General features: G+C 48.2%; 21 protein-coding genes. All 21 read left to right on the top strand.

Annotation, left to right across the window (positions count from 1 at the left end):
• The first annotated feature begins 12 nt into the window (after positions 1-12).
• The gene (locus tag BJP58_RS04285) at positions 13-2,280 is read left to right on the top strand and encodes a rhamnogalacturonan lyase (RefSeq protein WP_194542934.1); all 2,268 of its coding nucleotides are present in this window, start codon (positions 13-15) and stop codon (positions 2,278-2,280) included.
• A gap of 174 nt (positions 2,281-2,454) precedes the next feature.
• Complete coding sequence (locus BJP58_RS04280; RefSeq protein ID WP_194542933.1) at positions 2,455-3,252, top strand: polysaccharide deacetylase family protein; 798 nt, start codon at positions 2,455-2,457, stop codon at positions 3,250-3,252.
• A gap of 28 nt (positions 3,253-3,280) precedes the next feature.
• Positions 3,281-4,567: an FG-GAP-like repeat-containing protein gene (locus tag BJP58_RS04275; RefSeq protein WP_233354956.1), complete on the top strand. Its 1,287-nt coding sequence runs from the start codon at positions 3,281-3,283 to the stop codon at positions 4,565-4,567.
• Between the two features lie 88 nt (positions 4,568-4,655).
• Complete coding sequence (locus tag BJP58_RS04270) at positions 4,656-5,591, top strand: phosphotransferase family protein (RefSeq protein ID WP_194542931.1); 936 nt, start codon at positions 4,656-4,658, stop codon at positions 5,589-5,591.
• 6 nt (positions 5,592-5,597) lie between these two features.
• Positions 5,598-6,005 (top strand): hypothetical protein, encoded by a 408-nt coding sequence (locus BJP58_RS04265; protein WP_194542930.1) that lies wholly within the window; start codon positions 5,598-5,600, stop codon positions 6,003-6,005.
• Complete coding sequence (locus BJP58_RS04260; RefSeq protein WP_194542929.1) at positions 5,960-6,625, top strand: TetR/AcrR family transcriptional regulator; 666 nt, start codon at positions 5,960-5,962, stop codon at positions 6,623-6,625. The genes BJP58_RS04265 and BJP58_RS04260 overlap by 46 nt, the downstream gene beginning before the upstream one ends.
• A gap of 117 nt (positions 6,626-6,742) precedes the next feature.
• Positions 6,743-7,411, top strand: a complete 669-nt coding sequence (locus tag BJP58_RS04255) for a pentapeptide repeat-containing protein (RefSeq protein ID WP_194542928.1) — start codon at positions 6,743-6,745, stop codon at positions 7,409-7,411.
• Positions 7,412-7,508: 97 nt separating this feature from the next.
• Positions 7,509-8,738, top strand: a complete 1,230-nt coding sequence (locus BJP58_RS04250; RefSeq protein ID WP_194544810.1) for a serine hydrolase domain-containing protein — start codon at positions 7,509-7,511, stop codon at positions 8,736-8,738.
• 262 nt (positions 8,739-9,000) lie between these two features.
• Positions 9,001-9,885, top strand: coding sequence for an AraC family transcriptional regulator (locus tag BJP58_RS04245; RefSeq protein WP_194542927.1), 885 nt, complete (start codon positions 9,001-9,003; stop codon positions 9,883-9,885).
• A gap of 104 nt (positions 9,886-9,989) precedes the next feature.
• Positions 9,990-10,988 carry a phytanoyl-CoA dioxygenase family protein gene (locus tag BJP58_RS04240; protein ID WP_194542926.1) on the top strand — a complete coding sequence of 333 codons (999 nt, stop codon included), beginning with the start codon at positions 9,990-9,992 and terminating at the stop codon, positions 10,986-10,988.
• Between the two features lie 14 nt (positions 10,989-11,002).
• Entirely contained in the window at positions 11,003-11,797 is a 795-nt protein-coding gene (locus tag BJP58_RS04235) for a sugar phosphate isomerase/epimerase (RefSeq protein WP_233354955.1), read from the top strand.
• 374 nt (positions 11,798-12,171) lie between these two features.
• Entirely contained in the window at positions 12,172-13,323 is a 1,152-nt protein-coding gene (locus tag BJP58_RS04230) for a GntR family transcriptional regulator (RefSeq protein WP_194542925.1), read from the top strand.
• A gap of 39 nt (positions 13,324-13,362) precedes the next feature.
• Positions 13,363-14,181 (top strand): MBL fold metallo-hydrolase, encoded by an 819-nt coding sequence (locus BJP58_RS04225; protein ID WP_194542924.1) that lies wholly within the window; start codon positions 13,363-13,365, stop codon positions 14,179-14,181.
• Positions 14,182-14,222: 41 nt separating this feature from the next.
• Positions 14,223-15,341: an extracellular solute-binding protein gene (locus BJP58_RS04220; protein WP_194542923.1), complete on the top strand. Its 1,119-nt coding sequence runs from the start codon at positions 14,223-14,225 to the stop codon at positions 15,339-15,341.
• An 87-nt stretch (positions 15,342-15,428) separates the two neighbouring features.
• Positions 15,429-16,457 (top strand): ABC transporter ATP-binding protein, encoded by a 1,029-nt coding sequence (locus BJP58_RS04215; protein WP_194542922.1) that lies wholly within the window; start codon positions 15,429-15,431, stop codon positions 16,455-16,457.
• Positions 16,454-18,163 (top strand): ABC transporter permease, encoded by a 1,710-nt coding sequence (locus BJP58_RS04210; RefSeq protein ID WP_194542921.1) that lies wholly within the window; start codon positions 16,454-16,456, stop codon positions 18,161-18,163. The genes BJP58_RS04215 and BJP58_RS04210 overlap by 4 nt, the downstream gene beginning before the upstream one ends.
• 234 nt (positions 18,164-18,397) lie before the next feature.
• Positions 18,398-19,324 (top strand): DUF2268 domain-containing putative Zn-dependent protease, encoded by a 927-nt coding sequence (locus BJP58_RS04205; protein ID WP_194542920.1) that lies wholly within the window; start codon positions 18,398-18,400, stop codon positions 19,322-19,324.
• 178 nt (positions 19,325-19,502) lie between these two features.
• Positions 19,503-20,618 carry a hypothetical protein gene (locus BJP58_RS04200; protein WP_194544808.1) on the top strand — a complete coding sequence of 372 codons (1,116 nt, stop codon included), beginning with the start codon at positions 19,503-19,505 and terminating at the stop codon, positions 20,616-20,618.
• Positions 20,619-20,972: 354 nt separating this feature from the next.
• Positions 20,973-22,115 (top strand): GntR family transcriptional regulator, encoded by a 1,143-nt coding sequence (locus tag BJP58_RS04195; RefSeq protein WP_194542919.1) that lies wholly within the window; start codon positions 20,973-20,975, stop codon positions 22,113-22,115.
• Between the two features lie 512 nt (positions 22,116-22,627).
• Positions 22,628-23,578 (top strand): ABC transporter permease, encoded by a 951-nt coding sequence (locus BJP58_RS04190; RefSeq protein ID WP_113059358.1) that lies wholly within the window; start codon positions 22,628-22,630, stop codon positions 23,576-23,578.
• A 32-nt stretch (positions 23,579-23,610) separates the two neighbouring features.
• The gene (locus BJP58_RS04185) at positions 23,611-24,531 is read left to right on the top strand and encodes a carbohydrate ABC transporter permease (protein ID WP_194542918.1); all 921 of its coding nucleotides are present in this window, start codon (positions 23,611-23,613) and stop codon (positions 24,529-24,531) included.
• Positions 24,532-24,573: the final 42 nt, after the last annotated feature.

The raw sequence follows: 24,573 nt of genomic DNA, 5'->3' as shown, positions 1-24,573 counted from the left end.
GGGTGCCGATTTATGAAAACCGTCCATGAACAGCACAAGTTTGATGCACAGAAGACATCCGGGGTACAGATGGAATTTCTGGACCGGGGGTTGGTTGCAGCAGCGACAACAGAAGGAATTTTTCTCAGCTGGAGATTGCTCGGGAATGAAGTGACCGGTTATAGCGGTAACGGAATGATCGGCACCAATTTCAACCTGTATCGTAGTGGCGACTTTATCGCAGCTGTCCACGACACCACCAACTATTTGGACCCCAGCGGGACATTAACATCGGTTTATTATGTTTGTGCCGTTGTGGACGGACAGGAAGTCGACCGATGTGCCGATGTCACTCCCTGGGTCGGTCCGTACTATGAATTACCTCTTCGAAAACCGGCGGACGGCGTCACGCCAACTGGCCAAATCTATACATACGCGGCAAATGATATGAGCGTCGGGGATGTAGATGGCGACGGTGAGTACGAGTACTTTGTAAAATGGGATCCGTCCAATGCCAAGGATGTATCGCATTCCGGCTACACCGGTCCGGTATATATCGACTGCTATAAGCTGGACGGAACTCTCCTCTACCGGATTGAGCTTGGTGTGAACATTCGGGCGGGTGCTCACTATACACAATTTCTGGTCTATGATTTTGACGGAGACGGGAAAGCTGAGCTGATGTTCAAGACAGCGCCCGGTACGAAGGTCATAAGGTACGATCAGGAAGGTATAATGTCCTCCGAAACCTATATAACCATGCCTCCGGAGGATGTGGCTGCGGGGTATAGTCATCAGGACGACTATCGAATGTGCAGCGCGGACTACTATAGGCATATTGTCCATATGTTTATGAGCTGGCACTCGCATGAAGAGGTAGTGACCGGTCGTTGGCCCTCTACACTGGAAGAATGCTTCGGAATCGATCGTCGTTACAGTTATCCTTTGCTAAAGGAGGATGCGGAGCGGCTGGCCGATTATTTTCTTGACGTCTATGCTCCCAGCCGGAGCGGGCGCAACAACTTGCGATCATTCGAGGGCTTTATTCTTGAAGGGCCAGAATATTTAACTGTTTTCCAAGGACAAACAGGCGAAGAATTGGAGACGATCCCCTATAAGCCGGGGCGGCATGATGACGGTCTGATGTGGGGGGATTATGCTTGGAATCGCATCGAGCCCGGAAACCGCGTGGATCGATTCCTGGCAGGAGTTGCCTATTTGGACGGGAAAAAACCGTTTGCGATCTTTGCTCGCGGTTATTATACCCGGGCTGCCGTCGCAGCTTACTCCTGGGACGGAACGCACCTTAAGGAGCACTGGTTCGTTGACAGCGGTTGGGTTTCGATGAATAATCCTTTTCATGATACGCTCCGTCTGGAGGACGGCCGGAATGAGAACTTTGGCAGCCTCGCTAAACAAGGGGCGCATTCCTTAAGCATTGCAGATGTAGACGGGGACGGCTGCCATGAAATTATTTACGGGTCGGCGACCATCGATCATGACGGATCCATGTTATACAGCTCCCGAGGTGTAATGCCACCGGAAAGCAAGGCACCTGGAAAAATCGCCAAGCTGGGTCACGGCGATGCCCTTCATGTAGCGAACATTGATCCAGACCGGCAGGGATTGGAGATTTTCATGGTGCATGAAAGCGGTGACTCGGGACCTTACGGATTCACTCTGCGCGACGCGGCTACTGGCGAGGTATTGCACGGCGGTTTCGCCGTCGATGATGTAGGGCGCGGGATGATCGGACAGGTTGATCCGGCCCAAAAGGGGCTTCAAATATGGTGCAGCGAGGGTTATGAAAGCGATGAAGCATTCGGCTTGATGACATGTAGAGGAGACCAAATGGCAAAACAGATTCCGGGCACGAACATGAGCATCAAGTGGTCGGCCAACATGACAACACAGGTGATCAACGGAAGTTTCGACGAGCCTGTTACAATCGACGATTGGAAACAAGGCAGGCTGCTTACGGCAGAAGGTGCAGTTTCCAATAACGGAACGAAGGGAAATCCTTGCCTTGTCGCTGATGTTTTCGGAGATTGGAGAGAAGAGCTGCTAGTACGAACAAAGGATAGCTCGGCGATTCGGATCTACCTGAGCACCGAGGTAACCGACCGAAAATTGTATACGTTAATGCATGATGCCCAGTACAGAACCGGTGTCGCATGGCAGAATGTGGTCTATAACCAGCCCTGCTACACAAGCTTTTATTTTGCTTCCGATATCGATTGGGCGAAGGTCCCTACCCCAAATCTATATTTACCTCGTGTATGCATACGTGATCGCAACTGATGTTTCCGCGGGGGCCATCCATGTTTGTTGACTTTATTAATTGGGGCAAATGATCAGTTTAGTACTGGCCGCTTCTCAGTGAAACCAGGTTATCCGTCAGTTGCGCTCCGCTCATTGACGAAGGGAATTTGCAGTACGTCTGCTGTGGAGTATATACGCTAAGGAGGAAACAGGATGGCGAAAATTTTGATGTGCTTTCCGGAAGGGCGGCACAAAGCGTTAACGATGAGCTACGACGACGGCCGATTCGCCGATCGGCGGCTGGTAGACACGTTTAACCGAAATGGGCTTAAAGGAACTTTTCATATCAATTCCGGACTGGTCGGAACGCATGACAAGGTGGGTGCAGATGAGGTCAAAACGCTCTATACAGGTCACGAGGTGTCGGCACATACGCTGACTCACCCTACGATCGCTCGCTGCCCGAACGAGCAAATCGTGCACGAAATCATGGAAGATCGGCGAAATCTGGAACGTATCGTGGGTTATACGGTGCGTGGGATGTCGTATCCGAACGGCTCTTACAACCACAGAATCAAAGAGATGCTGCCAGGTCTCGGCATGGAGTATGCCAGAGTCGTTGACAGCACTGGACATTTCGGAATGCCGGACGATTTTCTGGAATGGAAGCCGACATGCCACCATAATCGTGACCTGATGAAGCATGCGGAAACCTTCGTCAGCTTGCACAAAAAGCAATATCTGTATCTGATGTACGTATGGGGCCACAGCTACGAGTTCGATAACGACGATAATTGGGAACTTATGGAAGAGTTTGGTGCCTATATTGGGGGCAATCCGGACATTTGGTATTGTACCAACATTGAGCTTGTCGATTACGCCAAGGCATTCGAAAGGTTGAAGTTTGCAGCTGACTTGGATTTTGTTTACAACCCTTCAGCGTTAAACGTCTGGTTGAACGTGGACGGAGAGATCGTCGAAGTGAAAGGCGGCGAGTTAATCAAGTTTTAATACGAAGAGAGGAATGGAGGGAAGTAGGATGAACCAAGGGATGACCAAAGAACCTATACTCATCGGCAAGCTGGATATACGGGCGGCAGGTCCACGCTGTAAAATGCTGCTCGGCGACTTAAACGGAGACGGCCGGATGGAGATGCTGCTCGTGCAGCCCGACAACCGCCAAGACGTGCGTTATATTCCCCATCAGGTGCAGTGCCTCACTGCGTTTGATCTAGAGGGGAATCTGCTCTGGCAAACGGGGAAGCCGGATCCGGGAGCAGGCAGCCAAGGGTCGGACTATCCGGCACAAATTGTCGATATCGACGGAGACGGCCGGTTGGAGGTGCTGTGCGTTATGGATAGCCGGCTCATCGTCATCAACGGGCACGACGGAAGCGTTAGGTCGTCCCATGAGCTTCCGGACCCTGAGGCGCACGACTGCATTATCATTGCGAATTTAGTAGGCAACCCGAATGGGCGAGATTTCATTCTTAAGGATCGTTATCATCGCATGTGGGCTATGGACCGGAACTTCAATTTGCTCTGGACCCACGAGGGCAACCCCGGCCATTTCCCTTGGGCATATGATTTGGACGGTGATGGATACGACGAAGTGATGGCCGGTTATACGCTGCTGGACCATGACGGCACGCCGTTATGGAGCTGCCGTGAATTGGATGATCACGCCGATTGCATTTGGATCGGTGATGTGAACGGCGACGGAGAGCCTGAGCTTGTGATCGGAGGGAGCGTAACGGTCATGTATGACCGTTACGGCAAGGAATTATGGCGCTACGAAGGCTCAATCGAGTCCCAGCATATAGCGCTCGGGCGCTTCCGAAGCGACTTGCCGGGAATGCAAATTGCCGGGCTGGATCGACTCGTGAGAGAGGACGACGGTAAGGGCTTAATTGGCAAGGACGCCTTGTTCCTGCTTGACAGCAGCGGACAAGAGGTGTGGAAGGAAGACCGGAAGACACCCGGCTGGCTTACGATTATCGAGCCTTTGAGCGGGTGGGCGGTTGGCGCGCCAGACTATATTTTGGCATACCGGCGCGGTGGGGGCATCTTCCCAACATTGTATGACGGTCATATGAACGCGGTCGTGGAGTTTCCTTCCGAGGGCTATGCCGTCCATGCTGACCTATGGGGCAGCCATACGGAGCAAGTCATTATATACAGCAGTGAAACCGCGTCCATATATTCGAGCATGCCTGCGGATCTGAGCGAGATCCCTTCGGGTATTCCGCTGTCGCAGCCGAAACGCTTGTCCTGCTCGACATTGTATCCGGGCGGGGAGGTTCCCCCAGCTATCTCATTAAGTTAACGCACAAGGATAGTTTAGTTATAAACGTACTTTCCAAAAAAAGTGTGGTAATCTATTCGAAATACGACACTTTAGAGGGTGATAAACTGTGGGAGAGTCTGTAGCTACGCAAGCAGAACGAATTGCAAGCGGTTTTCTTCATGAAGAAATAAAAACATCTTACCAGATCATAGGAAAAGGCATCGTAAATCAGGTTTTCGTAGTTGAAACCAAGAGTCGTAAAGTCGTAGTTCGCATGAACGACTCAGCTGCATTTCCAAGCTATGTGAAAGAAAAATGGTGTATTGAACAAGCTGCCGCGATTGGTATTCCCGGACCTGAGGTGTTGACCATTGGTGTAATTGATGAAACCGCATATATGATTCAAGCTTTCGTTGAGGGAGACAACGGGGTAGATAGTACGGCTCTCAAGACCGATGTTTGGAGGCAGCTTGGCAAATATGCCAAACTTATTCATTCGATCCCAGTGAAGGGATATGGGGAAAATCTAATAGATCCGGTCCATGGTGAGTTTCACTCCCCTTCTCATGCAGGATCGGACGGCAGTTGGCTAGGATATGTACAGTATAATATCAATAGTTTGACGGAGAATGATCGATTGATTGAGCTCGGAGTAATCAATCATACGAAATCGCAGAGAGTGCGAAAACTGTTTGAGAATTTGAAGAAAGAAAGGTTCCGTTTCGGTTTAAACCATGGAGACTTTTCATTGAAGAATACGATTATCAATCAGTCGGGACAAGTCATATTATTGGATTGGGGCAATGCAGAAGTAAGAACGGTACCGCATGGGGATATGATTTGGCTGATGCGGTGCCAAATGCTAGACGGAAATCCGAATACGGAAGAATTCAAAGCATTTCAAGACGGGTACGGCATAAGTGCAGAAAACCTAGCTGATATGAGACATTTGCAGCTATTAAGCGCGTTCGATAACCTTCGATGGGCCATTGATCGAAATCCGGATCTGATCGAATCCTATGCTGCGTTTGCAAAAAAAGTTGTTGATATGATGATGGACTAGCAGAGATTGAACGATGCTTATGTATCTCAGTTAAACAAGGTGAAGAAAATGATTGGATTAACGGGAAATGTTAGTTTAACAGATCGGAGCAGTTTGCCGGATGGTACAGGACTGCTAGACCAGATGATTCAACTTGAAATAAAGGAAGTGGATATCAATCAGAAACCTCGCCCCTACTTTGGTGTGGTTTTTTTTTTGCCTGGGGATGGTGGTATAGCCACGTATCCTCGCCTTCTATTGAATACAGAAGCCAATAACTCTGGCAATGAAAAACGAAAATCAATAAACATCAAAAAGGGGGTTGACAGCAAACGGATGATTGGATATATTTGTTACATACCAACCGAATGTATGAAAGGAGAGGGCAAGTGGCACGAAATAAATATCCGGAAGAAACCATCAACCAAATTCTAACCGTGGCGCTTAATCTGTTCATGCAAAAAGGATACGAGCAAACCTCCATTCAGGATATCATCAATGAACTGGGCGGGTTGACAAAAGGAGCGATTTATCATCACTTCAAGTCAAAGGAAGAGATCTGGCAGGCCGTCATCGATCACGCGTTCAAAGGCGTTGACGAGATGCTCTCCGGCATCCGGGATGACAATGGGCTGAACGGCCTGGAGAAGCTCCGGAAGATTTCCCAACTCTCTCTCGACAATGCTGCTCACAACGAACTGGCATCGGTGGCGCCGAACCTCTTGCGCAATCCGAAGCTGCTGGCGGCCCAGATCGAGAACATCTTTGAAAAAGCCGTACCCGTCTATATCCAGCCCATCATCGAACAGGGAATGCGAGATGGCTCGATTCGAACCGACTACCCAAGGGAGCTTAGCGAAGTCCTGGTGATTCTCACCAATATTTGGCTAAACCCGGAGGTCATTGAGGCTTCGCCCGAGATGATGCTTCATAAGGTAAGATTTTTCGATGAAATATTGAAAGGCCTGGGGCTTGATCTGTTCGATGAGCAAATGTATCAACGATACGAGGAATTGTTTCGAGTGTCAGCGAGAGATGTCAGCAAAGAAAACTAAACTGCCGAGAGGCAGCTTATTTTTACACCTATTCATACCAACGGTTGGTATGAATAGGTGATCCGGATTCAAAGTAATGGTGTTAGAAAACTAATTATAAGGGAGACGTGAATATTTATGAATCAAACCAAAACCTCTAACTCGCAGGAACGGCAAGTAGTGACAAACTTTAACGCAAGCAATCTGACGAAAAGCGACTTTGCAGGCGTTACGGCCCATAATGGACAGTTTAAAAGCAGCTCGCTCTCCGGTTCCGACTTTTCGGGCGCTGATTTGACCGGAAGTTCGTTTAAGAGCAGCGACGTACACGGTGCCCATTTTGACGGCACGAATCTGACGGACTGCAACCTGTCCACCCTTGACCTGGCCCATGCAAGCTTCAATAAAACGGTCCTTGTGCGCACCAACTTCAGTAAGTCGAGGTTGGCCGGCGCAAAATTCTTGGGCGCCAAACTGACCGACGTCAATCTGACGATGACCGATCTTAGAAACACCGTCTTTGAAAATTGTATGTTCGACGGGGTAGATTTCACAAATAGCGATCTGACTGGGCTGGTGTTTGACAGCCAAACCTTCATCGGCGTCAAGTTTGACAAAGCAGGGTTGAACGGCGTTTCGTTCAAGGGCGCGGTAATCAAGAATTCGTCTTTCCAAGGACCTTTGTTGTCCAAGAAGTATTACCGTGCCATCAAAACCATCTGCTTTGACGGCGCAACGATGGATAAGCTGACCTATGCGGCGCTTAAAGGCCTGGAGGCCGATTTGTCCAAGGTTACGGTTATTTAAGACAAATGGAAAACGCAAAGCCGGGCGAAAGTGTAGTTTAAAACAATGGGATTTACAAAAAAATTAAAGTGAGGGATATCAAATGAATAAGATTGCAATGGGACATAGCAACAAAGGATTCACTGAAAAAGGGTTGCGCAAAATGCACGACGTGCTGGCAAGGCATGTCGATTCCGGAAAGATTCCTGGGCTTGTCGCCCTAGTCAGCCGGAATGGTGAGACGCACGTCGAAGCGATTGGCACGATGCGCCATGACGGTGGCGCTCCTATGTGTCGGGACACGATCTTCCGGATGGCATCCACTACCAAGATGGTTGGGGCCGCGCCGGTGATGGTCCTGCTCGACGAGTGCAAGCTGCATCTGGATGACCCGGTAGATAAGTGGCTGCCCGAGCTCGCCAACCGGCAGGTGCTGAAGCGACCCGACGGCCCGCTGGACGAAACCGTGCCGGCACGGCGGCCGATCACCGTGCGGGATCTGTTGACCTCTACGTTCGGACTCGGAGTGGATATGACGTTAATGGGCTCCCCAATCCAAAACGCGATCTTCGAGAATGGTTTATTTGACACGCCAGGGCAGGAGATGCCGGAGCCGGATGAGTGGATGCGCCGCCTGGGTACGCTCCCGCTATGCTACCAGCCCGGAGAACGATGGCAGTACCACATGAGCAACGAAGTGCTCGGCGTACTCGTTGCGAGGGTTACCGGTCAGACATTCGAGACGTTCCTGCGCGAACGCATCTTTGAACCGCTGGGAATGAAAGATACCGGCTTCTACGTGCCCGAAAGCAAAATTGACCGGCTGCCTCCGGCCTACGTTCCCGATCCGCAGACCGGCGAGTTCATGGTATGGGATGAGGCGGCAGGCGGACGCTACAGTAAGCCGCCAGCGTTCCAAGCAGGCGGCGGTGGGTTGCTGTCAACCGTAGACGACTCTCATGCGTATTTACAGATGCTGCTAAACCAAGGGCTGCACGGGACCGAACGAATCCTGTCCCGGCCTGCTGTCCAGCTGATGACCACGAACCGCCTTACGCCCGAGCAGCAAGCATTCCGAGACGACTTGGCCAAAAACAATGTCCATTTGTCGCATGGCCAAGGGCAGCACGGCGGTTGGGGTTTCGGAATGGCGGTACGCACCTACCGCGGCGACTATGCTTCCATCGGCCAATTTGGCTGGGACGGCGGAAGCGGCACCTCGGCGTACGCCGACCCGGACAAACAGCTTACCGGAATCCTGCTCACTCAAGTCGGAATGTCCACCCCGGATTCGGCGCATCTTATCCACGACTTCTGGACTATGGTCTATCAGGCAATCGAAGACTGACTAGTACGTCTGCCATCACCCCACGACATCTAACGCTCAGCCGCCCTGGTGGCCGAACCGTCGATGTTTCCACCATTTCACAAAAATAAACTCGCTTAAAAAGCCGCGAAGCTGCGGCTTTTTGTGCTTTAACGATACATGTTCTTGTTAAAACCCATATACACTTAGTCGAAAATGATAAGAAGATATATGGTTAACCATAGACCTTTGGTACAATCGTAACAACAACAGACAAAAGCAGGGAGGAAGGCGGTAGAGAGGAATGACTGAGCAAGAATGGCCGGTAGTTCATAACGTCGGCGACATTATTATCCAGGCCGGTTTCATACTCGGCCCGAGAACCATTAACGATTACGAACTGGTTTACTTCCCCGACGGTTCTGGAACAGTCTATGAGATAGGCGGTCAAGCCTTTCTATTAGATGAGCCTTGTTTCATCTTCACTCGTCCAGGAGAACAGCATTCATATCGTTTCTGCTCGGAGAAAAATGTGCGGCATATGTTCGTCCACTTTGACTACGCAGCCCTTCGGGAAGAGAATGAAAGGTTCGAACCTCTTTTTAGCCAGGGCAATCGGTTTCTCTCCAACCAGCATACGCTTGTTGCTGGTATGATGCAGAAGATGCTTTGGATTGCGAATCACCAATCTTCTTATTGGCGGAGACGGCTGGCTGTGCTTGTTGCCGCTTCGCTTGAAGAATTGTCGTCTCATTCTGGATATACAGATGAAGGGAGCGTACTCTCCTTGCCAGTCCCGATTCAACGGGCACTGGAATTCATGGAGGAGCATCTGGCGGAGCCCATAACCATCGAAGAAATCGCGGCACGATCCGGATGGTCGCATGAGCATTTCACCCGCGTGTTCGTTGTGTCCCTGGGTATGACTCCGAAACGAATGCTGCTGGAAAGACGGCTGCGCCGCGCAGAGTTTTTGATGATGAGGGGAGCAGGTTCGGTCAAACAAATTGCCTTTTCGGTTGGCTTTGGGGATGAACACCATTTCTCCAAAATGTATAAACGGATTCGGGGGATTACGGCCTCTGATTATCTTAAACGCTGCAATGATCCATTATTTCGTCATACGGCCGACCTTTTGGATTCGCGCACGCCATACCCGGTTAATCGATATATCTTAGTCAAACCCTAGATCAAATAAACACATCGTTTTCCGGTTTCAGGCCATTGAGAGCACGATTCCAGCGCGGGTACAATGAATGTGCAGACATTCTTAATGACGGAGGGATTCAAATAATGGGTACATTTTATGTCCCGAAATCACGCGCAAGGGACAATCGTTATTTGGTTAGTGTGAAGGAGTATACGAACTATCACAAGGAAGGCTATCTGATTGTTAGAGGCTTGTTGTCAAAAGATGATATCGCCGAACTGTTTGAGCTGGCGGAGGATTCTAGGCTCAACCGTCTTAAGCCGGACAAGACGGCGGATGCTGACAGCACGGATCCACTCAAGGAAGAATTCGCGAAGGCGACACGGATTCATATGCTTTCCCGGGTGAATGTGGCGGCTGAGCGAGGTATGCTCCATCCACGTATTCTCGATGTGACTGAAGCACTGATCGGCCCCGACGTCTATGCTCTTCAGTCCATGCTCTTCCTGAACCCGCCCGGGAAGGGAGGACAGGGCTGGCACCAGGATTCCTGTTATATCAAGACGCACCCCGACACACTGATTGGAGCGTGGATTGCACTGGAGGAAGTGGATGAAGAGAATGGCTGCTTATGGGTCGTTCCGGGTTCGAACCACGAACCTGTGTATCCGCCTGATGGAATCGGTGGAGGGAACGTTCATGCAGTGGATGCGTTTGAGGATTTAAACAGCGTCCAGAACGTCAGCCATATAGACGATAATGTGAATACGCTTTCGAAGGTAGTCGCCGGCTATCCGCCGCCAATTCCTGTTATTTTGAGCCCGGGAGACGTGCTGTTTTTCCATTCACATCTGTTCCACCGCTCTTTTCCTAATCGAACTTCGGACCGTTACCGCCGATCTTATGTGTGTCATTACTGCAACGCCCGGTCATGGGTTCCTTGGGATCATGACGGATTCGAAGGAAACTCGGGTAATTACCGTCAAATTCTGGCGCGCGGAAGCACGCATCTGCCATATGCCGAGCCTGTATTCGGTACCGAGGTGTTTTTATCTGATGAGGAAGCAGAATCGAATAGCGTGACCATGATGGGAATGGACAATGGCATGATGATGCCGATGGGGATGACGAAGGACGATTAAATCTAGGGAGGATTATGATGGAGCTGCAATTATTTCATGCTTTTTGGGGCATGGAGGGGACATTAAGAGAGAAATTCGAGCGAGCTTATATGAACGGCTATCAAGGTATTGAAACAGGGCTTCCGAATGATGCTGACAAGAATGAATTTATGGAGCTGCTGCAAGAGTTCAAGCTGTTATATATCCCTCAGATATTCACTTATGGAAATCATAAGGAGGTTTATCACGAGCAATTGGAAAGTGCATTGGAGTTTTCGCCGATCTTCGTAAACTCCCATACCGGTAAAGATTACTTTTCTGAGGAAGAACAAGATTCACTTTTTGAGTTCGCTTTGAGCATGGAAAAGAAGCTGGGCGTTGACGTGGCGCATGTAACCCATAGAGGACGCGCCATGTTCACTCCTCGTGCAACCGTGAAGCTGCTGAAAAAATTCCCGGAATTGAAAATCACGGCGGATTTCAGCCACTTTACCTGTGTCTGCGAATCATTGCTGCATGATCAAGAAGAGGATATGGCCTTTATGATTAGGCGTACCCAGCATACTCATGGAAGAGTGGGATATGTTAACGGTACTCAGGTTCCTCATCCGGCAGCACCTGAATATGGGGAGGAACTGGCAAGATTCGAAGGCTGGTGGGAACAGATTTGGGCGCATTGCAGCCAAGCAGGCAAGCCGTACTTCACGGTAACCCCTGAGTTCGGTCCGGTCAGCTACATGCCTCGCATTCCATTTACAGGAGAACCTGTGGCCGATTTGTTTGAGATCAATCACTGGATCGCGGACCGCTTTAGGCAGAAATACAGCTAGACCAAGGGATTATGCAGTCAGAGAACTTTGAGACTTAATGGGCAGTGCGTGAACGGGGATCAGGTTAAAAATAGCCGCCAGGTTTAGACTGGCGGCTATTTTGTGTGTCATTTGACATTTTTGCTTGGGGTGCGGCATTATCCCATGCATTTGCTAATGATTATGGAGCGATCACGGATGTAAAGCTTTAATATGTGAAGCGAATAATATATCACTGATATGTATTTCTTGATATAGGAACACAGAATTGCGATTTAACATAGAATTTACGAGAATTTTACATATATATCATTGAATATGTCAGTGACATAACTTAACGTCAAATTAGATCCCTTGCGGATACGAGTCGACTCAATGATTTGAGGGATAATTTGATGAAAGATGTACGTTTGATTAAACAGAATCAATTATATCACCGGGTGGCTGATCAGGTGATCGAGATCATTAAGAGCCGCAGGCTGCGGCCCCATGATCCGGTTCCATCCGAAGGAGAGCTTGCCAAGCTGTTCGGCGTGAGCCGAATGACAAGCAAGCTGGCGCTTCAAAAGCTGGCCGAACAGGGATTGGTGTACCGCCTGCCCCGAAGAGGGACCTTCCTTGCCCAGCCTCAAGAAGGATTGATGGTCGATTCAGGGATTTCTACCCAGGGCACCGTGGCGGCGCCGGACGTGGAGAGGCCGTTCGGACAGATCGCGCTCATCTTGCCCCATTTGTCCGATTACACTTCCAGGATTATCGCCGCCGCCGAGGCTGAAGTGCGAAAGCACGGGTGCGACCTCATTCTGAAAATGACGAAGGATTGCGACGATGAGGATCTCTGTCTGGAGAGGTTGGCCGAAGGAGGAATTACCGGTATCATTCTGTTTCCCCAGGGGCGGAAGACCTGCAGCGATCAAGTATTGCGATTAAAGCTTCGCAAACTGCCGCTGGTGATCATCGACCGTATTTTTCATGAAGTGGAGATCGATTGCGTGTATCACGACCACTATATGGGCTCTTATCAAATGACCAAGTATTTGATCGAGAAGGGGCACCGGGAAGTCGGATACACTTCGAACGCGATCGATCATATCACAAGCAGGAAGGAGCGGTACCAAGGCTATATCCAAGCGCTGCTCGACCATAAAATTCCGGTCAAGTACCAGAACATTCATTTTCGAAGCGTCGCTTGCGATACCAGACGCATTAATGAGCTCGATCCGGAGCAGGAGCGGTTTATTCAGGACAACCCCCGGATGACGGCCATCATGTGCGGGGATGACCATGTCGCCATCTCGACCATTCATACCGCATTGCAGATGGATATTCCGGTTCCTGAAAAGCTGTCCATCGTCGGCTTCTCCGATATCCAGTTAGCGGCATATATTCCAACCCCGCTTACGACGGTTCGACAAGATACCGAGAAGCTTGCTCGATCGGCCGTTGATTTGCTGATGAAACGCGTTGGCAACTCCAACGAGAATCCAATCACCATTAAAATTCAAACATCGATTGTAGAACGACAATCCGTTCTGTCCAGGACCTAAAATGGATCACTACAGTTTGCATGGCAAGGAGAAATGACTTTGAAAATTCACTTTCTAGGAACCGCAGCCGCAGAGGGCTTTCCCAATGCATTTTGCCGCTGCGAGCATTGTACCAAGGCACGGGAGCTTGGTGGAAAAAATATCCGTACACGAACTTCGGCCATCATGGACGATGTCATCAAATTTGACTATTCCCCGGATTCCTATATGCAGGCGCTGCGGGACAATATCGATCTGGGGGCAATCGAGCACCTGCTCGTCACGCATTCGCATTCGGACCATTTCAATGCTGCGGATCTGGAATGCCGCAGGGAAGGGATTGCGCACGGCCTCCAGCATCCGATGCACATCTATGGGAATGGTACCGTGATGCATCACACGCGTGCCGCCATCGGCCGCTTTGAAGGTCAAAGGTATCAATTCCATCTGTTGCGCCCGTATGAGACCTTTGCTATGGGCGATGCAAGGGTAACGCCATTGTTGGCCGATCATGACCGGATGGAAACCTGTCTATTATACGTGATCGAAAAGGAAGGGAAAAAACTGCTGTACGGGCATGATTCGGGCTGGTTCCCGGATGCGACTTGGGCATGGTTAAAGGGCAAAAACCTGGATTGCGCCATCCTCGACTGCACGCATGGTTATACAGGGAATGCCCGCGACCGCAATCATATGTGCGTGGAAACGGTGCTGGAAGTCCAGCGCGAGTTCAAAAAAGAAAATATCCTGAAGCCTGAAGGCCAAATCATCGTCACACATTTCAGCCATAATTCCAAGCTGCTACATGAGGATTTTGTCCGTATCTTCAGCCCCGCCGGAATTGTACCGGCATATGACGGGTTGATCATCAACATTTAAACCAAACAAAATGACACGATCAAAGGAGAGTTAAGGGAATCATGAGAAAACTTTCAATGGCACTACTTCTCATTATGTGTGTGATTGTTTCGGCTTGCGGAGGCGGCAGCAATGCCGGCAATGCAAACGGTGGCACTTCGGAGTCCGGAGCGCCGGCCGGAACACCGGCTTCAACGGAATCGTCGTCTACGGAATCAGACCAGAATGAAAAGCTGATCGTGTACACGAACGCGAACTCTGACGGCCGCGGCGAATGGCTGATCGAGAAAGCGAAAGGTGCTGGATTTGACATCGAAATTGTCGGAGCGGGCGGCGCCGACTTGACGAACCGCTTGATTGCCGAGAAGAACAACCCGATCGCGGACGTCGTATACGGCTTGAATAATATGCTTTATGAGAATTTGAAAAAGGAAGACGCTCTGGCTAAGTTTGTTCCAAGCTGGGCCGGTGATGTTGAGCAGGGTTTAAATGATCCGGAAGGCTACTATCATGGTCTTGTGAAGCAAGCGATTCTCCTTGGTTATAACCCGAACGAATTCACGGCCGATACCGCGCCAAAAGACTGGACGGATCTTTATAAGAACGATGCGTACAAAGGGAAGTACGAAGCTCCTACGCTGCTTGGACAAAATACGCCTCGCCTTATTGTAGCGGGGATTCTGACCCGCTTCCAAGATCCGAATGGTGATCTCGGCATATCCGAGGAAGGCTGGAATGAAATTCAGCAATTGTATGACAACGGCGTCAGCGCAGTCGAGGGCGAAGATTTCTATGCCAATTTGGCCAGCGGTAAAACGCCGCTAGGAGCGCTCGTCTCCGGAACCCTGCAGCAGAAGGAAGAGCAATATAACGTGAAAGCAGGCATTGTCAGTCCGGAAATCGGCGTACCTATGGTCGTGGAACATGCGGCAATCGTGAACGGAACGAAGAAGCAGGCAACGGCGGAGCGGTTCGTGGAATGGCTCGGATCCAGCGAAGTTCAAGGGGGATTTGCGGCTGAGTTCAATGCCATGCCGGCAAATACGAAAGCGGTTGAGCAAGCCAATGAGTCCGTCAAGGAGCTGTTTACTTCATTAAAACCACAAGATTTCGATTGGGCTTTTATTGCTGAAAACATGGATCTGTGGGCGGAGAAAATCGAGTTGGAGATTATGCATTAAGTAACGGAATGGAGTCAAGCCGGCTGCATGTTGGGGATGCCAATATGCAGCCGTTCATTCAAGTACAACAAAAAGGAAGAGAATAATATGATTACATTCCAGAACGTTGATATTAAATTCGGTGAATTTCATGCGGTCAAAAACCTTAATTTGCATATTCGGGAGGGGGAATTCTTCACGTTCCTTGGTCCTTCGGGTTGCGGGAAGACGACGACCCTTCGCAGTCTGGTCGGGTTTATTATGCCTACGAGCGGACAGATCCTGCTGAAAGACGCCGACATTACCCGTTTGCCGATCGAAAAAAGAGAGATCGGGATGGTATTTCAAAGCTATGCGCTCTTTCCAACGATGAATGTGTACGAGAATATCGCTTTTGGCTTGCGAGTCAAGAAATTACCCAAGGCGGAATTGGATCAGAAGGTTCGGGACATTGCCCGGAAGGTTGATTTGAAAGATGATCAGCTGTTCAAGAAGGTATCGGAACTATCCGGCGGCCAGCAGCAGCGCGTTGCGATTGCCAGGGCGCTGGTTTTGAAGCCGAGCATCTTGGTACTGGACGAACCTTTATCCAACTTGGACGCCAAGCTGCGGGTACAGCTGCGCAATGAGCTGAAACAATTGCAGAAGAAATTCGGGATCACAACGATATATGTCACGCACGACCAGGAAGAAGCGTTAACGCTGTCCGACCGGATCGGAGTATTCAATCATGGAGTCCTGGAGCAAGTGGGCACGCCCATGGAAGTTTACAATCAATCCCAAACGGAGTTTGTGTGCAATTTCATCGGAGATATTAACCGGATCGATCCGCGAATGGTAGAGAACAGCCGGTTGAATGATGTTGTTCAGCCGGGGAATATCGCCTATATCCGCAACGAGAAGGTAAGTCTGCAGCCCCTGCAGGGTATCGATACGGTCCAATTGAAAGGCAAGATTGCGGACCGGGAATTTTACGGTTTATACAGCAAGTACGTATTGGAGATTGCCGGCGGCGGACGGTTAAAGACCATCGAAATAGAAAGCAGGCTCGTCCATCATGAGGTCGGCGACGATGTTGACATCTACCTCCCGACCCGCGATATTTTGCAATATCCGATGAGGGAGGGCGAAGCATGAATGCCCGGAACCTGAGCACCCGGCTGGCTTCCATAAACCCTGTCTCGATCCTTTTATACGGGTTGATTGTCTGGTTTGTCATTGCCTTTCTGATTTATCCGAACTTGAATATTTACGGCGAAATTTTCATGAAGGACGGCAAATTTACGCTGGAAGCGGCAGAGAAGCTGCTGTCGTCCGAACGCGCGATGCGAAGTTTATATAACAGCTTTATTCTCGCTTTTTCCCTAGTTATTACGGTAAATGTGGTGGGGATTACGCTGGTTTTGATTTCGGAATATTTCGATATCAAAGGCGCGAAGATTTTGCGATTGGGTTATTTTACGACCCTGATTTACAGCGGAGTCGTGCTGGTGTCCGGCTATAAATTCGTCTATGGCGAAGAGGGGTTTATGACCAAGCTCCTGGTTCAATTATTCCCTTCTTTTAATACGACATGGTTTCACGGCTACTGGGCGGTTCTATTCGTCATGACGTTCGCCTGCACGTCCAACCACTTCCTGTTCCTGAGCAATGCGATTCGCAAAATCGACTTTCAAACGGTGGAGGCCGCGAGAAATATGGGGGCGTCTACTTGGTATATCCTCCGGCGGGTCGTGCTCCCGGTCCTGAAACCTACGATCTATGCGCTGACGATTCTGACTTTTCTCACCGGCCTGGCTGCCACGTCCGCGCCGCTTATCCTCGGAGGCAAGGAATTCCAGACGATTACGCCGATGATTCTGACGTTCTCGAGAAGCATGACGTCAAGAGATTTGGCTGCGCTGCTGGCCCTTATTCTCGGAGTGGCCACACTGGTGTTGTTGACCGTGATGATCCGGTTCGAACGTAAAGGCAACTTCATGTCGGTCTCCAAAGTCAAATCGGAGCTGGTCAAACAAAATATCCGCAGCAAATCCGGGAATTTAGCCGCTCATATTTTGGCTTACGGCCTGTTTGTTCTCTACATCGTTCCGGTTGTGCTGATCATCATCTTTTCGTTCACCGATGCGGCCAGTATCTCTACCGCCACGTTGAATTTGAACAGCTTCACGTTGGATAATTACATTCAAGTATTTTCATCCATGTCGGCATTCAAGCCTTATCTCGTAAGTATTCTATATGCCGCAGCTGCCTCGGTCATTGTTGTCGCATTGGCGCTGGTTGCGTCAAGGATATTGCATAAATATAAGAACAAGTGGGCGCTTGCCCTGGAATACGCATTGCTGATTCCGTGGATTCTGCCGTCAACGCTGATTGCGATCGGACTGATCGTAACCTTTAACACGCCGAAGCTGATGATCGGGAATACGGTGCTGGTTGGCACGGTCTGGATGCTTCTGATTGCGTATGTCATCATCCATATTCCTTTTACCCTGCGAATGGTCAAGGCCTCCTTCTTCAGCTTGGACAGCAATTTGGAAGACGCTGCAAGGAATTTGGGTGCCAAACCGTTTTATACGTTCAGAAAAGTATTGCTGCCGATCATTCTGCCATCGACGCTAGCTGTTCTTGCCTTGAATTTCAACGGAATTTTGGCCGATTATGACGTAACCGTGTTCCTCTATCATCCTTTGTATCAGCCGTTAGGAATCGTCATCAAGAACAGCACGGATGCTCAGGCGCTAGCAGATACCAAAGCGTTGACCTTGGTTTATTCGGTGATATTGATGATCATGTCATCCGTTACTTTATATTTCGTATATGGAAGAAACAGCAGATCTTGAGTTGCCGGGTTAACGTGCCACATAGGGACTTGCCCGGCTTGCATTACCAAAAATAAACAAGGATCGAGTTGAATGACTTGGGAGCAGATGATGCCGCGGCAGCTGCTCCCTTTTCCATTAGAGGTAAGAGGGTAATAAATGAATATATCTATAGTTGGTGTATCATCGTTGTCTTCTTTTCAAATATGATGTTTGTGTATTATCTCTATGAATACATAACTAGGAGTGTGAGAAATGAATATTAAATCACTGCGCTCAGATCATATTTATCAAAAAGTTGCTCAAGCTTCGCCCGAGGAAAAGCTTGAAATGTTCAGAAACGAAATGATGGCTCCCTTTATGAAACAATGGCAGATTCAACAGATTCCTTTTAAAGCTGAAGAGGCGAATGGTTTTGACGTTCTTACGTTTAATAGTATGATGCATCGATCCCCAGATCAGATTACCCCTCAGATTTCGGCAGAGATCGAGCTGATTTCGTCCGAATCATTTTGGTTAGAGTGTGAGCATGCTGTGAAGAAAAGCTTGCATCTATTTGCAGAGCATGAAATTAACCTCCCTGTAACCGACTATTTGTTTACGATTCAACTAGGGAATCCGGAAAGCCGTGCTTTAGTAATAAACGAAGGTTATAGCGGCTTTGGGGGCATTCCCGGGTTTATCTGGGGTACACTCTTGCCAAATGAGTACACGATTCCTCGAATGAAGGCTTCGCTGGCGCACGAATGCAACCATAATGTACGTTATCAATTTATTCAGTGGGATCACACCGTTAATTTGGGCGAGCTCATTGTAAGTGAAGGATTAGCTGAGAACTATGCTACGTTCATGTTTGGAGAAGAATTGCTCGGTCCCTGGGTAACGAAAACTAACGCAGAAACGCTTAACACACGCATAAAACCTGTGCTTAGAGAGAAATTGCAATTAACGGGGTTTGATCAATTTGCTCCTTATCTTTACGGTGACGAGATCGCAAAACTTCAAAACTTTACACCGGTCAACATGCCTTATAGCGCCGGATACGCTTGCGGATATCATTTAATCCAATATTATTTACGAAAAACAGGAAGAACGATTTTCGAGGCCACAATAACGCCTGCTGCTCAAATCCTAGACGAAGTAAAAGAATTTTGGAATGAAGAAACCATGATTAGCTGTTAAAGATATTGTTCAAAATTTTAGCATTTAGCTTCAATACAATTCGTTATCCCATGCAACTGTCCGTATCAGGATGAATGGTTGAGAGATCAGCCACTAGAATGAGCGATACGATCAGCATATGCCATGATTCGTATTTCCAATACGTGATCAAGAGGATGTATGTAGGAGGGGGGATTTGATGGTTGATGTTTTTGCTGTAGCCGATGTCATTGTCAAACATATTAAGACCCATTACCCGCAAGATGTTGCGATTGTCGGATATTACGGATCCTATTTGCAGGGGAGGGCGACAGAGCGATCGGACTTAGACTTTTTCTTCATTCCGGCCACACCTAGAGGAAAACAAGTGGAATTACAGTTTATAATCGACGGTATTAGTTTTGATTTTTGGCCAATTGGATGGGATCGTGCTGAAAGAATGTCAGCTTCCGAAGATTGGAGTACGACCATTATTGCGGATTGTGAACTATTGTATGTGCGTTCCGATGAAGACCTGGCGAAATTCATGAAACTCCGTGAGACCATCTCTTCCATGGGGGAGCCGTCCAACACGTTAACATTGATCAATAGAGCTGAGGTTGTCGTGCGTGATTGTTTTACTAGCTTGATAAAGCTTCGTTTTGCCGGAGACTCCATGGATTTATCCTTTTGTCGGATACTGGCGCAAGAAATTGCCGCTACCATTTTTAAATCTCTTGCGTTGTTAAACCAAACGTACTATACACGCAGTTGGGGCCATTATCGCGAGCAAGTCAACAATCTTCCAATTAAGCCAGACCAACTGGATCTCTACCTTGATACAATGATGTTCAGCCATTCTAAAGATGAAATCATGACTGCTTGCGAGAAACTGACTGTAGACACCCTTCATATAATTTCAGAACGAAGAAACAAGCTCAAAGGATTACGTTCATACCATACTTGGATGAAGGGATACTATGAAGAGGAAAAAGGAATGCTTAACAAGCTCCTAACCGCTTGCGAAAAAGGCCACTATGAAACCGCGTTTTTCGTTGCTACAGGTCTACAAGATGGTTTGGCACGTATTTTGTACGCAGCCGAAACAGGACGCTGGCCTGCCATTTTCGATTTGGGGGAGTATCGGGAATATTATCATCGCTTCAGCTATCCGGATCTCACTGCGCTTCTGGATCCCGAGGATTTTGAACCATTGCGAATAGCTGTCCTGCAGCTGATCGAACAATTAGAGAATCATCTAAGAACAGAAGGTGTATCTTTGAACCAGTTCGACTCAGTTGCTGATTTCGAATCATTTTATGTAAGCAGAATTTGATTACTTGTCGTTTGTATGGTGTAAGTCATTCTCATGACAGCTTGATTTAATGGACGGACAGTTGAGCAGATCTCGACTGTCCGTTTATTTTGTGCGCCCCGCATGGACGATCGTCAATATGCGGCTTCTCTTTACGCTGTATATATTTTGACAAGAACATATAGACCATAACAACTGCAAGCAAGCATTTTTTTATTTTAAGTAATGGAGGAGCTGGGAGAACACATCCGATGCATTCTCCCGGCTCTACACAAACAAAGAAAGGATATGGAATAAAGCGCTTGCGCCATTCGTAATGTATATATTAAACATATTGAATGAAATGTGGTGATTCGGTTGAGCTCTACGGAAAGAATGCCGTTGTATCAGAGGGTTCAAGAGTATATACGCGACTTGATATCGTCGCAAGTATTGAAGGTTGGAGACCGTATTCCTACGGAAAAAGAACTCATGGAGCGTTTCGGAGTCAGCAAGATTACGGTCGTTAATGCCCTGGCCGGCTTGGTTAACGAAAAAATCATAACCAGAGTGCCCGGAAAGGGGACTTTTGTAAGTGAACCTGAATCTGAAATGTCGGCGACTTCTCCTATAAACGCCGTAAAGTCTATTCATAAAGCTGGCGGAGAAATGGGGACACGGTTAATAGGCCTGATTCTGCCCAGCATTTATGATTATTTTACGATTCGGCTTATACAAGGTATTCAGCAGGCACTCAACGAGAACGATTACCGCTGCGTCATCTATTTATCGGAGGGCAGCCTTGATAAGGAAAAAGAGGCAATCAAGACATGTTGTAAAATCGGAGTGGAAGGGTTACTGATTTTCCCGGTTGACGAGGAATTATTCAACGAGGAAATTCTAAGCATGAAATTTGCGGGGTTTCCGTTCGTTCTCATCGACCGTTACCTTCCAGGGGTCGAAACGCATTATATCGCATCAGACGGCAGGCTTGGCGTTAACATGGCTGTAAACTACCTGTGGGAGCTGGGGCATCGCGAAATCGCCATATGCTCCGATTCCCCCATACAAACCGTTACCGTTCAAGAGCGGATCGACGGATATATGAATGCCTTCAAGGAAAAGGGATCCCTCATTAATCCTGCCCACATCGTGACCGATTTTGAAATCGGAAGTTTGGAGCAAGCTGAAACCCATCCCCTGTACCGCTATATCCAAAATCGAATGGCAACCGCCTATATCACGCTAAATGGAAGTCTTGGCGTGAAAATCTACCAGATTGCGCGTCAAGCTGGATTGAAGGTGCCTGAGGACATTTCCATCATCAGTTTTGATGATCCGACTTCCATCATCGAAGGCTACAGCACGTTTACGCATGTTAAACAGTTTGAACGGGACATGGGCTACCGCGCGGCGTACACGCTGCTTGAAGTCATTAACAGTGATGACGGACAAGACGGAAAATACTTTAAAACCCTCGTGGAGCCGGAATTGGTGATTGGCGAGACGACGGGAAAAAACGTTCTCTTCACTTCATGATATTCCACACCCGCTTACCGCAACTTTCTCTCATGAAATCCTCCCATAATTATGTCCTACATCCATAACGAAATTCAGTAGAGGCTCTTCAAACCATTGTATAAATATATATTGAATATAATGTATCCTCGCCAAGGAATAAACGCCTCAAAAATATGGGCGGGAGAAGGGGGCTTACCCCGTTCATTTATAACCTAAAGAACATGAGCCTCCCCTAGGCTAACAGCAGCTTTCTTTTTCATGTACCCCCGATTCATTATTTTAAAGAAATCACCAATACTTTTTTTGACCCGAAGATTACTTTTATCCAAATGAAGAAATTATGGAATGATTCCTACAGTATATTGAATATATTTAAACTATCTTAATGAAACCGCTTGCAGTAAGGAGGGGGAGGCAGTCGATATATATCGTCGAAAATCGAAAACCGTTGGCAATGGCTCTGTACCTAGGCTATCGGGTATGGATTCGTAAAAATCCGATCCGACGATGATGGAGGAGGTGTTCGGAGAATGGTACCAAAAGGTGTTGTTATCCCTGGATTTGAGCAGTTAAAAAAGAATAAGAAATTAACGAAGATATGGCAATTTAGGCATATATATTTATTTTTGCTTCCTGCGATCATCTGGTTTCTAGTGTTTGCTTACTATCCGATGTACGGCATATTAATCGCATTCAAAGATTTCAAATTCAATCTGGGGATCTTGGGGAGTCCGTGGGCAGGCTTTAAATATTTCGAACAGTTTTTAAACGATTCCAGCTTTTACGATGTGCTCCGAAATACGTTATCCATCAGCGCCCTGAAACTAATTTTCGGATTTCCAGCTCCATTGATCCTGGCCTTAATGCTCAATGCCGTCATGCACAAGAGAATCAAAAGAGTGTTTCAGACGATTTCCTATCTGCCGCACTTCGTGTCGTGGGTCGTTGTCGTGACCTTGCTTCAAAAAATCCTGTCTCCGAACGTAGGGCTTATCAATGACATTCGGTACCAAATGGGTTTGGATCCGATCTTTTTCATGGGAAAACCGGAATTATTCTATCCATTGGTCATCATTTCCGACATCTGGAAAGGGGTAGGCTGGGGTTCGATCATTTATTTAGCCGCGTTAACGAATATCGATCCGCATTTGTATGAGGCAGCCGAAATCGACGGGGCTGGAAGGTGGAGCAAACTATTTAAGATCACGCTTCCATGCCTTACTCCAACGATCGGCATATTGCTTATCTTCTCCCTCAGCGGAATACTGAACGCGGGCTTTGATCAAATCTGGCTGATGCAGTCCCCAGCAACATTAAGCGTCTCGGAGATCTTGGACACCTATGTCTTAAAAACAGGCCTCCAACAGGGGCAATTAGCCTATTCCACGGCCATTGGATTATTCAAGTCAGCGATTTCGCTGCTGCTCATTGTTGCTGTCAATAATATATCCAGGCGTGTGAGTAACGTATCGTTATGGTAATCAGCTGGCACTCAAGATGAGGAGGTGTGTGTATGGATGCGAGAAGGCTGACGCCAGCAGATAAATTGTATATGACGCTCAACTATTCGGTGCTGCTTTTATTCTGCGCTACGGCACTTTATCCATTTATCTATTTTCTAGCCCTTTCTTTTAATGACGGCTACGATGCGATGAAGGGTGGAATCTATTTTTTTCCTAGAGTGTTTACACTAGAAAACTATGCAAAAGCTTTTAGCAACTCACTGATCTTAAATTCGTTTTATATTTCCGTAACCCGAACCCTTGTCGTTACGGTTGCCTCCGTATTTTTGACGGCCTTATTAGCCTACGCGCTTTCGCGGAAAGGACTGCCCGGAAGAAAATATATCGTATTCTTCTTTTTCTTTACCACCTTGTTCAGCGGAGGACTTATTCCTACATTTATCCTGTTCCGGCAAATCCACATTCTGGATACGTTTTGGGTGTTGGTGCTGCCGTCCCTATACAATTTCTTCAATGCGATTATCATGAAAACCTTTTTCGACGGGATCCCTGAAGGTCTGTCGGAATCGGCCCGAATCGACGGAGCCAGCGAGTTGTCGGTATTTGCAAGAATCATCCTGCCTCTTTCGATGCCGGTGCTTGCTACCATTGCCTTGTTTGTTGGGGTGGGCGTGTGGAATGACTGGTTTACCGGTCAGTTTTTCATACAGAATGAGAACCTGCAGCCTGCAGCCACGTTCCTGAACAAGATGATCAGCGAAGCGTCCTTCCAGTCGATGACGTCATCGTCGGGTAATAGCGGTTCTGCGATTCAAAACATGACCGAGACGCAGATGGAGCTGCGAGGCGTAACGCCGGAAGCCTTGAGGATGACGTTCGTTATTATTATTACGACCCCGATCATCTGTGTATATCCATTTCTTCAGAAGTATTTTGTAAAAGGCGTATTGGTAGGTTCTCTTAAGGAGTAGTTGGTATAAAAGGCTAAGCCTCTTATATAAAACTTCCAATGG

It is taken from the genome of Paenibacillus sp. JZ16 (assembly GCF_015326965.1).
Taxonomy (GTDB): Bacteria; Bacillota; Bacilli; order Paenibacillales; family Paenibacillaceae; genus Paenibacillus_AQ.
Note: the sequence above shows the minus strand (reverse complement) of the source record. Positions and strands in the feature narration are given on the sequence as shown.

Excerpts from the sequence above, each read along its gene's own strand:
- BJP58_RS04285 (WP_194542934.1), top strand. The coding sequence starts at position 13 with ATGAAAACCGTCCATGAACAGCACAAGTTTGATGCACAGAAGACATCC.
- BJP58_RS04280 (WP_194542933.1), top strand. The coding sequence starts at position 2,455 with ATGGCGAAAATTTTGATGTGCTTTCCGGAAGGGCGGCACAAAGCGTTA.
- BJP58_RS04275 (WP_233354956.1), top strand. The coding sequence starts at position 3,281 with ATGAACCAAGGGATGACCAAAGAACCTATACTCATCGGCAAGCTGGAT.
- BJP58_RS04255 (WP_194542928.1), top strand. The coding sequence starts at position 6,743 with ATGAATCAAACCAAAACCTCTAACTCGCAGGAACGGCAAGTAGTGACA.
- BJP58_RS04250 (WP_194544810.1), top strand. The coding sequence starts at position 7,509 with ATGGGACATAGCAACAAAGGATTCACTGAAAAAGGGTTGCGCAAAATG.
- BJP58_RS04245 (WP_194542927.1), top strand. The coding sequence starts at position 9,001 with ATGACTGAGCAAGAATGGCCGGTAGTTCATAACGTCGGCGACATTATT.
- BJP58_RS04240 (WP_194542926.1), top strand. The coding sequence starts at position 9,990 with ATGGGTACATTTTATGTCCCGAAATCACGCGCAAGGGACAATCGTTAT.
- BJP58_RS04235 (WP_233354955.1), top strand. The coding sequence starts at position 11,003 with ATGATGGAGCTGCAATTATTTCATGCTTTTTGGGGCATGGAGGGGACA.
- BJP58_RS04230 (WP_194542925.1), top strand. The coding sequence starts at position 12,172 with ATGAAAGATGTACGTTTGATTAAACAGAATCAATTATATCACCGGGTG.
- BJP58_RS04220 (WP_194542923.1), top strand. The coding sequence starts at position 14,223 with ATGAGAAAACTTTCAATGGCACTACTTCTCATTATGTGTGTGATTGTT.
- BJP58_RS04215 (WP_194542922.1), top strand. The coding sequence starts at position 15,429 with ATGATTACATTCCAGAACGTTGATATTAAATTCGGTGAATTTCATGCG.
- BJP58_RS04210 (WP_194542921.1), top strand. The coding sequence starts at position 16,454 with ATGAATGCCCGGAACCTGAGCACCCGGCTGGCTTCCATAAACCCTGTC.
- BJP58_RS04205 (WP_194542920.1), top strand. The coding sequence starts at position 18,398 with ATGAATATTAAATCACTGCGCTCAGATCATATTTATCAAAAAGTTGCT.
- BJP58_RS04200 (WP_194544808.1), top strand. The coding sequence starts at position 19,503 with ATGGTTGATGTTTTTGCTGTAGCCGATGTCATTGTCAAACATATTAAG.
- BJP58_RS04195 (WP_194542919.1), top strand. The coding sequence starts at position 20,973 with ATGCCGTTGTATCAGAGGGTTCAAGAGTATATACGCGACTTGATATCG.
- BJP58_RS04190 (WP_113059358.1), top strand. The coding sequence starts at position 22,628 with ATGGTACCAAAAGGTGTTGTTATCCCTGGATTTGAGCAGTTAAAAAAG.
- BJP58_RS04185 (WP_194542918.1), top strand. The coding sequence starts at position 23,611 with ATGGATGCGAGAAGGCTGACGCCAGCAGATAAATTGTATATGACGCTC.